Origin of the sequence: Bacillus sp. FSL M8-0266 (genome assembly GCF_038613425.1) — a bacterium.
GTDB lineage: Bacteria > Bacillota > Bacilli > Bacillales > Bacillaceae > Bacillus > Bacillus pumilus.
The window spans coordinates 964,019-975,586 of sequence record NZ_CP152015.1 but is presented as its reverse complement, the minus strand read 5'-3'; the positions used below and the strand labels follow the sequence as shown (position 1 = coordinate 975,586).

Here is an 11,568-nt window from a genome sequence, read left to right as displayed (position 1 = left end):
TGACAAAGGGCTAAAATGATCTTTATTTTAGTTCTTTGTCTTCCTTTCAGCGTAGTCTGAAAACCCTTGAAGTCTAGAAAGGACGAGCACCGGCGCACAGACCTGACAAAGAATGCGAGGGTTTGTCTACACGCTGAAAAGCCGATACATGATCGGCTTTTCTTTTATTCAGCATCAAGCGGTACAACTGCTTCATGGAATAGTTGATCTAATTCTGTTTGATGCTTCTGTTTTACTGCTTCATCCCAGTCAAAACGCTCTGCCATATAATCAACGACTGGCTGTGCATATTTTTTTGCCCAGTTGATATTAAATAGTAAGCTTCCTGTTCTTCTTAAGAAGAAATCAACAGGGGTAACAGCTAATTCTTCTTCGATTGCATAGACAAGCTCTGCGAGTACATACGCTGGAATGTTTCGTTTGTCTGCTTCACCTTGAAGCTGCTCTACACGCTTGAAGAGACTGCTGACGTTTGAGCCATATTTTTCGGCAAGTTTTTGAGCAATCGGTTCTGTTAAACCAACAGATGCACCTTCTGCTGTTTTCGCTTGGACAAAGGCAGCCATATTTTTAGATCCGCCTACATGACCGCCTGAAATTGGCATATGCTTTGTTTTACATGGCCCGAAGTCTTTGCCTGTTTCTTCTTTCAGTCCATCACGTACAAGATTCACAATGTGCTCAGCCATTTTGCGGTAGCCTGTTAATTTACCGCCAGCAATGGTGATTAAGCCTGAAGATGATGTCCATACTTCATCCTTACGAGAAATTTCTGAAGGGTCTTTGCCCTCTTCATGAATGAGTGGACGAAGACCAGCCCAGTTAGATTCAACATCTTTTTCTGTAATATTGAGACCAGGGAACATGTATTGAATCGCTTTGATGACATAATCACGATCTGCTTTTGTCATACGCGGATGTTCCAACTGCTTTTTGTACACTGTATCTGTTGTTCCAACGTACGTTTTTCCTTCTCTTGGAATCGCAAAGACCATCCGCTTATCAGGTGTGTCAAAGTAGATCGCTTGTTTTAATGGGAAGACTGATTGGTCGAATACTAAGTGAATACCTTTTGTATGCTGTAAGTGCTTCCCTTCTTTTGAGTGATCCTTGTCTCTTAGTTGATCGACCCATGGACCTGTCGCATTGACGATTTTCTTCGCATATACATCGTAGGTTTTCTCCGTCATGACATCTTCAATGACAACACCGACAACTTTGCCTTTATCATAAATAAATTCTTTTACTTTCGCATAGTTGACCGCTTCTGCTCCGAATTTCACAGCCTCTTTCATGACTTCGATTGTAAGGCGTGCATCGTCCGTACGGTATTCAACATAGTAGCCACCGCCTTTTAAGCCGTCCTTTTTCACAAGCGGTTCTTTTGCAAGTGTTTCCTTCGCGCTCAGCATGCTTCTGCGTTCGCTATGCTTGACGCCAGCTAAAAAGTCATACACTCTAAGCCCAATGGATGTTGAAAACTTACCGAATGTCCCGCCTTTATGCATCGGCAGAAGCATCCATTCTGGTGTTGTTACATGAGGACCGTTTTCGTATACAATGGCACGCTCTTTACCGACCTCTGCGACCATTTTTACTTCAAATTGTTTTAAATAACGAAGTCCACCGTGCACTAGTTTCGTTGAGCGGCTAGATGTACCTGCTGCGAAATCCTGCATTTCTGCAAGACCGACGCGCATTCCCCGTGAAGCCGCATCAAGTGCTGTACCCGCGCCTGTAATACCCCCACCAATGATAAACACATCATATGGTTTTTTTGTCATTTCCTGCAGCATTTGTTCTCTTTCTAAGCTAGAAAAAGTCATCTCTTGTTCCTCCCATGTTGTACGGTAAAGAAAAAGAGACCGCAAACACCCAAAGCGTATTTCTACACTTCGGTGCCTGCGGTCTCTCCAGTTCTCCAACCGTTCTATTAACTTAATTGAAGTATACCATACTTTTGGTTTATTTGAAAGCTTGAGCTGCTTTTACAGCCTTTTTCCACCCGCTGTATAACGAGTCACGGCTGCCTTCTTCCATCTTAGGATCAAAGCGCTTGTCAAGGTTCCATTGTTTTGCAATGTCTGAACGGTCGTTCCAGAAGCCAACTGCTATTCCCGCAAGATAGGCCGCACCGAGTGCCGTCGTTTCATTAATTTCTGGACGCTCTACAGGCACATCCAGTAAATCACTTTGGAAGCCCATTAAGAAATCATTTTTTACAGCTCCGCCATCCACACGCAATGTTTTTAATGAAATGTTTGAATCCTTTTCCATCGCATCTAACACATCTTTCGTTTGATAAGCAAGTGATTCTAACGTTGCACGGACAAAGTGCTCTTTAGAAGTACCGCGTGTTAACCCGAATACAGCGCCTCTGACATCACTATCCCAGTATGGTGTGCCTAGACCAACGAATGCCGGAACGACGTATACGCCATCTGTTGACTCAACGCGCTCTGCATAAGCTTCGCTGTCTTTCGAGTCTTTAAACATTCTGAGTCCATCACGCAGCCACTGAATCGCTGAGCCAGCAACGAAAATACTTCCTTCTAAAGCATATTCAACTTTGCCGTCAATGCCCCATGCAATCGTCGTTAATAAACCATGATCCGACTTAATGGCTTTTTCCCCTGTATTCATCAACATGAAACATCCTGTACCATATGTGTTCTTCGCCATTCCTTCTTCAAAGCAAGCCTGACCGAATAAAGCAGCCTGCTGATCTCCCGCCGCTCCTGCAATCGGAATATTTCTGCCAAAGAAGTGATAGTCTGTTGTTTCACCATAAATGTGTGAAGATGGTTTCACCTCTGGAAGCATAGAAGCCGGTACGCCAAGGATATCAAGTAATTCTTGATCCCATTTCAGATCGTAAATGTTGAACATTAATGTTCTTGACGCATTGGAGTAATCTGTGACGTGTGATTTACCGCCTGTCATCTTCCAAATAAGCCAAGTATCGATTGTGCCAAACAGTAAGTCGCCATTTTCTGCTTTCTCACGGGCACCTTCTACATTGTCTAATATCCATTTTACTTTTGTACCTGAGAAATAAGCATCGATGAGAAGACCTGTTTTATTTCTAAACGTTTCACTGTGTCCTTGCGCTTTTAACTCTTCACAAATGCCAGATGTTTGTCTTGACTGCCAAACAATTGCATTGTAAATAGGTGCGCCTGTATGTTTATCCCAAACAACCGCTGTCTCACGTTGGTTCGTAATTCCGATACCAGCGATTTGGTCTGCTTCAATTCCTGATTCAATTAAAGCAGTTGAAATGACCGATAGAACAGAGCTCCAAATTTCATTTGCATTGTGTTCTACCCAGCCTGGGTTCGGAAAATATTGATTAAATTCCTTCTGAGTTGTATGTGCAATTTTGCCTTCTTGATCAAATAAGATCGCTCTTGTGCTTGTTGTCCCTTGATCTAATGCAAGAATATATTTTTCTTTTGTCATGATGTTTTCCTCCCCTTACATACTTTCATTTACAGCATTTGTTTGGTTTTTCGTAGTGATATAGAGTCCTAACAATACCACAACTAAAATAACGCTTACAATCCAAAAGGCTGGTGTGACGTTCGCTTTAAAGGCTGCATTGTAGAAAACACCGCCAAATGCGCCGCCTAAAATTGGACCAACGACTGGCACCCAAGCATACTTCCAGTTCGATGGGCCTTTCCCTGGAATCGGCAAGATCGCATGTGCGATTCTCGGACCTAAATCACGTGCAGGGTTAATTGCATAACCAGTTGTTCCACCTAAAGAAAGACCAATTGCAACAATTAAGAAACCAACAATCAGCGGATTGACTCCGTCTGCAAATTTATTTGCACCAATCGCTAAGATTCCTAGAACCAATACAAATGTACCGATGACTTCACTAAGTACGTTTGCAAAAGTATGCGGAATCGCAGGACCAGTTGAGAATACGCCTAGCTTTGCACCTGGATCATCTGTTGCTTTCCAGTGCGGTAAGTAATGTAAAAAGACAATAGTAGCCCCTATTAGTGCACCAAGCATTTGACCAACAATATACATTGGAACATCAGCCCAAGGAAAACTTCCTTCTAGCGCAAGCCCAATTGTGAGTGCAGGGTTTAAATGCGCTCCGCTAATTCCACCAGTTGCATATGCTGCAATGGCTACTGCAAATCCCCATCCGAAAGCGATTACAATCCAGCCGGATTGATATGCGAGTGATTTCTTTAAATTAACTGCCGCACACACACCGCCCCCAAAAATAATGAGCAGCATTGTACCTACGACTTCTCCCCAAAATGGTGTCATGAAAAATTCCTCCTCTGGTTCAGTTGCCATCCCCTATGAATGTGTAGAAAAGATAAAGAAAAAGATCCACAACAAACATACTTTACATCAGGGTCATTTGTCACCTAGTAAAGCGTTGTTGTGGATCTCCGTTTCTCCATCACATGATATTAACTTAGTGCAATAGTATCAGAGGATGAAAACGTTGTCAATAAATATTCACATTTTATCTTTTCACTTTTGGAACGCTTTCCAAAGGGTGGTATTTGAGGTCGTCACAGCTGTAGCCCCTGCTTCAAGCGCTCTTTCTACATCTTCTTTTGTACGGATAAATCCGCCTGCAAAAATCGGGATCCCAGTTCGCTCGCGCACTTCTGTAATTAAATCTGGCACGACGCCCGGCAATACTTCAATAAAATCTGGACGATGTTTCCCAACGAACTCCATGCTTTTTTCCATGGCACTCGTATCAAGTAAAAACATTCGCTGAATGGCATATACCTTTTTTTGCTTGGCTTTTACTATGACAGAAGACCTAGTAGAAATTATTCCTGCTGGCTTCATTTCCTGACAAATAAATTCCGTTCCATACTCATCATGTTTAATCCCGTGAATGAGATCGACATGGACAAACATTTTTTTGTGATGAGCATTTGCCTCATTCATGATGCCCTTAAGCCGGCCTAAGTGAACATCAAGTAAAACACCATATGTAAATGGGCTTTTTAAAAATTCCTCAAATTGCTTCATATTGCGTACAGCAGGTAAAATGGGTTGATCATGAAAACTCATAAGCCGTCTCCTTCAAAAGTGTATTGGATCAGTCTTCTCCTAACAGTAATTGAAACTCTTCTATTTTTCAATACACCTAGTGTGCCCAATACCGATTTCATCTCACATCATCTTCATAGAACTAGCTCAAAATGATGGAAAGCAAACTTTTATTCCATAAAAAAAGCAGAGAAGTTCTCTGCTATAGCTGTGCCATGCTTTCTTTTAAGGTATTGATGATAAATGAGGCGTCATCATCTGTTATATTAAGCGGCGGTGCAAGCTGGGCAACGTTATTATAGCCCGCCACTGTATCCCCATTTTTCCCGATGATCAGTCCGCGTTTTTTACATTCAGCAATCAATTGACCGACGACATGTGGCTCAGCTGGCTTTTTGGATTGTTGATCCTGAACAAGCTCTATGCCAAACAGCAAGCCTTTTCCTCTGACATCTCCGACAAATGGGTGTTCTTTTAACTCTTGCAAACGTTCAAGCATATCCCGGCCGAGCGCATCGGACCGTTCAACTAATTGCTCGTTTTCCATAATCTCTAGGTTGGCAAGTGCCACCGCACAGGAAGCAGGGTGCCCGCCAAATGTATTCACATGACGCAGCCTGTCATACGTATCTTCTCCTGCATAGGCTTCATAGATTTCTCGTTTCACGCACGTTGCAGAAAGCGGTAAATAGCCGCTTGTGATCCCTTTTGCCATGGTGATAATATCCGGCTTTACTTCCTCATGCATAAAACCAAACCGCTTCCCTGTCCGGCCAAATCCGCAGATGACTTCATCTACAATGAGGAGCGCTCCATGAGCTTCACAGATGTCTTTGACCTTCTTCAAATACCCTTTTGGCGGCATTAGGATACCTCCGCCCGTAATGATCGGCTCCATAATGACCCCTGCTATCGTCTCACTTAGTTCCCACGTCATGGCCTGATCAATGGCCGCAGCACTTGCCAAATTCTCTTGATCCTCAGGATGACGATACACATCAGGCGGTGCGACATGAATAAAGCCCTGACCTAATGGTTCATATTTATATTTACGCTGCGCTTGACCGGTTGCAGCAAGAGCAGCTGCTGTATTGCCGTGATACGACCGGTACCGGGAGATGAACTTTGTCCTAGCACTCTCTCCTTTTTGCGCATGATATTGTTTGGCCATTTTAAATGCAGCTTCATTGGCTTCAGAACCGCTGTTAGAAAAGAAGATGACATAGTCCCCGCCAAGCCACTCATTTAGCTTTTCAGCCAGCTGAATCGCCGACACGTGGCTTTGTGTAAGCGGATAGTAAGGCATTGTCTTTAATTGCTTATACGCCGCTTCTGCAAGCTCTTTCCGGCCATATCCGGCATTTACACACCAAAGGCCTGACATCCCGTCTAAATAACGATTTCCATGAATATCTGTCACCCATGCGCCTTCTGCCTCGTGAATGACCATACTTTCATTTTCCTTGTTTGTTCCTTTCATTTGATGCCAGATCAACTGATCATCTTTTGCCTGAAGATTTTGAGCCTGCTCATGTATTTTCATCTTCCCGCCCCCATGTATCCGTTTTCATCATTAAAGAAGCTTAGACCAATTCAGCAGCACATTGCCTCTCCATTCATTATATGGATGAAACGTGAGGCATATGAAACTGGAACCAGGCCGCCCGTAAGAGAGAACCAATCGTTACTTTCATTATAAAAAAGGGGTCAGGCCGATTACATTAGACAGATCGTCAACTGATTGAGCACGAGCATAAGACATTTTTCTTGATGCCTTGGCAAAATGGAACACACTCCGCTAACGTCGATTTCCTTGCAGGAATTCATAAGCAAGAATCGCAAATTCAAGCGCCTGTCGTTTCGGCGCCTGCATCATATCCTCACCGAGCAAGGCATGCAGTTTATCCAGTCTATGATAAAGGGTTTGCCTAACAATATAAAGCTGGCTTGCGGTTTCTTTTTTAGAACCGTTTGTCTGTAAAAAGATATTCAGCGTTTGATAGAGTCTCCCGTTATTTTGATTATCGTATAAAATCACGGGCTCTAAATACTCTTTCACCATACATTCAAGCAGACCGCTTTCCTTCATCATAGGCATGAGACGGAGCATATGTAGATCTTGGTAAAATGGACTTTCCACCCGCTGAGGCATCACTTTTTTTAAATGTAGCACTTCTTTGGCTGCTTGAAAGCTTTTTCTCATGTGCTGAAACTTTTCACAATATTGCCCGATACCAAAATTGATCTCGTCCCCTCGGGGCTGCTCTCGGTCATACAATTGTTTGATGTCGTTTGCAGCCTTTTCTGCACGCTCTTTCCAGTCCTCTTTCTTTCTCGTGTTTAATAAAATAAACAAGGTTTGTTCTTGATACTCATATGCAATCAGATGGAAACCCGCACGCTGAAAAATGGAGCGGCAAGAGACAAGAAAGTAAAGGTTCCCTGCGATTTCTTCAATTTGATGATGCTTTTGAAAGAGCAAGACTACGCAGCCAGTTGGCTTTTTCATCCCTTCTGTTTCTTCAAGGTGCTCTATGATCTCTTGTTCTGTATGCTCTTCTTGAAACCATTTTTGCAGCCATTCAATTTCTTTTGTCTTCTTCAGCTCTTCTGAATAAAGCTCTCTTAATGTTTGCTGGGCTAGAGCATTCGCTCCTTTATCCATCACAAGCAGTTCGAATTCAGAGAGCATGTCCGCTTGATGAATGAGCACAAGATCTGCAAATGTTTGTTTGAGCGCAAGCACTTGTTTTTGTGTCACTTCGTATCCTTTTGGCACGGAAGCAAACTGCAAATAATTCATGACCAGTTCTTCCGTTTGTTTGGAAGAATCACATAAAATAATCGGCTCGCCCTGAACAGGGAGGAGTAAAAGAATCCCCCTTACGTGCTGATACACTTGATCCAAAATATCCATCTGCGGATGCGGGGTCAGTAAAAGCTCATTCAGCTTTGATGATAGTGCTTCTAAATCAGCCATCATTTGATACTGACGCTCGATCATCATCGTATGAAGATGCTGCGTGATGTTGACGAACTTCACTTCTTTTGTAAACAGAATAAGTGGAAAATCTCTTTCTTCTGCATAAGTCAGTAATTCTTCCGGCACTTCGAATCTTAGCGGAACAAATTCAATACACAAGCCGGCCGCCCCTGAATCAATCAGCTGTCGTAAAAACGCTTGAAACACATCCAGTTGATCATGGAAGCCTGCGGCTGTCGTTAATATCAGCTCGCCTCCATTTAATAAATCTTCTACATCAGGCACTTCTAACACATGTATCCATTTGACCTGCCGAAACAATCCTTTTTCCCCTGCTAACACTTTTGCATGCGCAAAATGCTTCGTTTTCAACACGTCACTCACTTGGAAATGAACATCTACATTCATTCATATGTCCCCCTTTGTTTGCCGCCTATCCCCTATCCCAGAGGGTGCATGGATAAAATCCATAATAAAACTGGTAATGTCACGATACTTAAGATTGTACTGAGAAATGTCGTGCTTGAAACAAACTCAGGCTTCGTTCGAAATTGTACAGCCATCAGCGTGGTATTTGCTGCTGTCGGCATGGCTGCCACTAAGATCATAATTTGTTTCACCATATCATCTACCGGTAAAATAAACGTAAAGCCAAATGCAATAAGTGGGGAGATAAACAGCTTCAGCAATACAGCATAAGAAATATTGCGATAATCCACTTGCTTAAAAGAGATCACAGCAAGCTGCATACCTAAAATAAGCATAATCGTCGGTATGGCAGCATTCCCTACAAGCTGAATACCCGTCATCAGCTCTTTAGGTAATGAAAGATCAATCAGCTGAAATAATAGACCGATGAGTGCCCCGTAAGCAACCGGCATACGCAGCACTTTTTTCAAGACGACCTTTCCATCTCCCGCATCCTCTCCGCCCTTTGCTGCATAATACATGCCGATTGTACTCATGACAAGCTGCTGCAGCACCATCAACACAATCGCAATATCCAAACCTGCGGCTCCGAAGACAAGCAGCACAACAGGCGTGCCATAGTTTCCATTGTTCATAAAAGCTGACGACAGAATCATGGCGCAATACGTTTCATTCGAATACCCATAAATACGAGATAAAATAAAAACACATAAAATAAGTGCAAGACAAAGCCCGACAACAAAAATGGATAAATACACATAGTCCATCGACACTTTGTTTTGATAAAAGGTTTCAAACGCAAGAAATGGTGACATTAAATATAAAGACATTGATGAGAGCGTATGTATGTCAAAACCAATCGCCTTCTGCCCGATATACCCGATCAGGAATATGCCGAACACTGGCAGTAAGACAAGTAAAAACTCCATGCTGCACCTACTTTTCTCTAGTTGAATTCCAGATTCCTTCTGCTCCTCATTATCATACCACTGATAAACAATAAAAAAGAAGCACCCTTATGAAAGGCCGCTTCTTTCCTCATCCATATAAAACACTTCCCACAAATGACCATCAAGATCCTGAAAGCTCCATCCATACATGAACTCATGATCCTGCTTCTCCTTAAACGGTGAACCACCTGCCGCCATTGCCTTCTCGACAAGCTCATCGACCTCTTCTCGTGAATGAACACGCATAGAGATAATCACCTCTGATGCCTTTTTTGCTTCCACTAATTGTTTCTCTGAGATGGATTGAAAATGCCTAAGAGATAACAGCATAACGGTGATCGTGTCATCAATGACCAAACAGGCCGCCTGATCATTCGTGAACTGCTGCTCAAAGTCAAAGCCCAGCTGCTCAAAAAAAGCGATAGATTCCTTCACATGATTTACCGGCAAATTGATATACAGATGTTTAGATTGTCGCCCCATGTTCCTCTCCTTTTTGAACACATAATCTCCTTTCAGTATATTCAGCTTTTTCTCCAGCATCCCTTTGTCAATTGAAAAAATCTGATGTCATCAAAAAGTAGCGCCTCAACAATAGGCGCTTCTTTTCATTATTTCTTATATTCAATATGGTACACGTCTCTTCTTCGGTCTTTCAGCTGACGTACGGTTCCATCTTGTCTTTGTCTTCTTAAAATTTCTAAATCGACATCACCTACGACGACCATCTCAATGTTTGGATTACACTCTCCTACAATCCCATCTCTTGCAAATTCAAAGTCTGATGGGGCAAATATAGCCGATTGCGCATATTGAACATCCATATTTTCGGTTTGCGGAAGGTTGCCAACTGTTCCCGAGATAACGGTATAAATCTGGTTTTCAACCGCTCTCGCCTGTGCACAGTAACGTACTCTTAAATAGCCTTGGCGGTCTTCTGTACAAAACGGAGTGAAAATAATTTTCGCTCCTTTGTCAGCTGCGATCCGTGCAAGCTCAGGAAATTCAATATCATAGCAAATTTGGATCGCAATTTTGCCGCAGTCCGTATCAAATACCCGGACCTGGTCACCAGCTGAAATCCCCCACCATTTTCTTTCATTCGGCGTGATATGAAGCTTATATTGCTTTTCAATCGTTCCATCACGTCTAAATAAATAGGCAATATTGTAGATTTTCCCTTCCTCCTCTACAAAGTGGGACCCGCCGATGATATTAATGTTATATTTCACAGAAAGGTCTGTGAACAAATTAATGTAGTCCTCGGTATATTCCGTGATTCGCTGCACAGCAAGACTTGGTGACCGCTCTTCTAAATAAGACATGAGCTGCGTCGTGAAAATTTCTGGGAATACCGCAAAGTCAGCTGATGCATCTGATGCGACATCCACATAATACTCCACCTGATTCATAAATTCTTCAAAGGAGTGAATTTGTTTCATTGCATATTGAATCACACAAATTCGAACAGGGAATGCCGATTTAAAATATCTTTTCGATTGCGGGCGATAATCGACATTGTTCCATTCCATTAACGTCGCATACGTGCTGGATGCTTTATCATCAGGCAAGTAATTCGGATTGATCCGCATGAGACTAAATTCATTTAACAGCTGAAAAGATAAAACGGGATCATAGATTTGGTGAATCGTGACCTGCTCTACATACTGGCGAGGCGTCATTTCCTCTTGGTATTTATGATAATTCGGAATGCGTCCGCCAATGATGATGCTTTTTAAATTTAATCTTCTTGCTAAGTCTTTTCTTGCTTCATACAAACGATGTCCAATTTTCATGCGGCGGTACTCAGGACTCACCATGACTTCGATTCCGTACATATTCATCCCATCAGGATTATGGTTTGTGATGTACCCATCATCTGTAATGTCCTGCCACGTGTGGCGATCATCGTATTCATCAAAGTTAATTAATAAACTTGAACAAGAGCCAATGATTTCCCCCTCGAATTCAGCACAAAACTGTCCTTCTGGGAAATGCTCAAGGTGGCTTTCAAGATGCTCCCGTTTCCAAGGATCCATGCCCGGAAAACATACCTCTTGTAAGGCAATGATTCGATCAATATCCTCTTCATGGATATTACGGATCACTATTCTTTTTTCAAACCGCGTTAAATCTAGTTTTTCTGCCATGATGTATTTGCCC

Annotated in this window: 9 protein-coding genes; all 9 read right to left on the bottom strand. The window is 42.6% G+C overall.

Translation table 11 applies throughout. The features are described from left to right. Positions 1–164: 164 nt before the first annotated feature. Complete coding sequence (glpD, locus tag MKY83_RS04700; protein WP_065098953.1) at positions 165–1,826, bottom strand: glycerol-3-phosphate dehydrogenase; 1,662 nt, start codon at positions 1,824–1,826, stop codon at positions 165–167. Between the two features lie 139 nt (positions 1,827–1,965). Next, positions 1,966–3,462, bottom strand: coding sequence for a glycerol kinase GlpK (gene glpK, locus MKY83_RS04695; RefSeq protein WP_065098954.1), 1,497 nt, complete (start codon positions 3,460–3,462; stop codon positions 1,966–1,968). 15 nt (positions 3,463–3,477) lie between these two features. Then, the gene (locus MKY83_RS04690; protein WP_003211784.1) at positions 3,478–4,293 is read right to left on the bottom strand and encodes an MIP/aquaporin family protein; all 816 of its coding nucleotides are present in this window, start codon (positions 4,291–4,293) and stop codon (positions 3,478–3,480) included. Between the two features lie 213 nt (positions 4,294–4,506). Beyond that, positions 4,507–5,064, bottom strand: coding sequence for a glycerol-3-phosphate responsive antiterminator (locus MKY83_RS04685; protein WP_003212480.1), 558 nt, complete (start codon positions 5,062–5,064; stop codon positions 4,507–4,509). Between the two features lie 181 nt (positions 5,065–5,245). Further along, on the bottom strand, positions 5,246–6,586 hold the full coding sequence (locus MKY83_RS04680; protein WP_185107629.1) for an aspartate aminotransferase family protein: 1,341 nt from the start codon (positions 6,584–6,586) through the stop codon (positions 5,246–5,248). 255 nt (positions 6,587–6,841) lie between these two features. Beyond that, positions 6,842–8,434 carry a PucR family transcriptional regulator gene (locus MKY83_RS04675; RefSeq protein ID WP_185107630.1) on the bottom strand — a complete coding sequence of 531 codons (1,593 nt, stop codon included), beginning with the start codon at positions 8,432–8,434 and terminating at the stop codon, positions 6,842–6,844. Positions 8,435–8,466: 32 nt separating this feature from the next. Continuing rightward, the gene (locus MKY83_RS04670) at positions 8,467–9,384 is read right to left on the bottom strand and encodes an AEC family transporter (RefSeq protein WP_342488216.1); all 918 of its coding nucleotides are present in this window, start codon (positions 9,382–9,384) and stop codon (positions 8,467–8,469) included. A gap of 87 nt (positions 9,385–9,471) precedes the next feature. Then, positions 9,472–9,888 carry a VOC family protein gene (locus tag MKY83_RS04665; RefSeq protein WP_113768345.1) on the bottom strand — a complete coding sequence of 139 codons (417 nt, stop codon included), beginning with the start codon at positions 9,886–9,888 and terminating at the stop codon, positions 9,472–9,474. A 128-nt stretch (positions 9,889–10,016) separates the two neighbouring features. Further along, positions 10,017–11,555 carry a bifunctional GNAT family N-acetyltransferase/carbon-nitrogen hydrolase family protein gene (locus MKY83_RS04660; protein WP_003211656.1) on the bottom strand — a complete coding sequence of 513 codons (1,539 nt, stop codon included), beginning with the start codon at positions 11,553–11,555 and terminating at the stop codon, positions 10,017–10,019. Positions 11,556–11,568: the final 13 nt, after the last annotated feature.

What these genes read in the sequence shown, in the direction of transcription:
- MKY83_RS04680 (WP_185107629.1), bottom strand. Translation starts at nt 6,586, where the DNA reads ATGAAAATACATGAGCAGGCTCAAAATCTTCAGGCAAAAGATGATCAG.
- MKY83_RS04665 (WP_113768345.1), bottom strand. Translation starts at nt 9,888, where the DNA reads ATGGGGCGACAATCTAAACATCTGTATATCAATTTGCCGGTAAATCAT.
- MKY83_RS04660 (WP_003211656.1), bottom strand. Translation starts at nt 11,555, where the DNA reads ATGGCAGAAAAACTAGATTTAACGCGGTTTGAAAAAAGAATAGTGATC.
- glpK (WP_065098954.1), bottom strand. Translation starts at nt 3,462, where the DNA reads ATGACAAAAGAAAAATATATTCTTGCATTAGATCAAGGGACAACAAGC.
- MKY83_RS04685 (WP_003212480.1), bottom strand. Translation starts at nt 5,064, where the DNA reads ATGAGTTTTCATGATCAACCCATTTTACCTGCTGTACGCAATATGAAG.
- MKY83_RS04670 (WP_342488216.1), bottom strand. Translation starts at nt 9,384, where the DNA reads ATGGAGTTTTTACTTGTCTTACTGCCAGTGTTCGGCATATTCCTGATC.
- glpD (WP_065098953.1), bottom strand. Translation starts at nt 1,826, where the DNA reads ATGACTTTTTCTAGCTTAGAAAGAGAACAAATGCTGCAGGAAATGACA.
- MKY83_RS04690 (WP_003211784.1), bottom strand. Translation starts at nt 4,293, where the DNA reads ATGACACCATTTTGGGGAGAAGTCGTAGGTACAATGCTGCTCATTATT.
- MKY83_RS04675 (WP_185107630.1), bottom strand. Translation starts at nt 8,434, where the DNA reads ATGAATGTAGATGTTCATTTCCAAGTGAGTGACGTGTTGAAAACGAAG.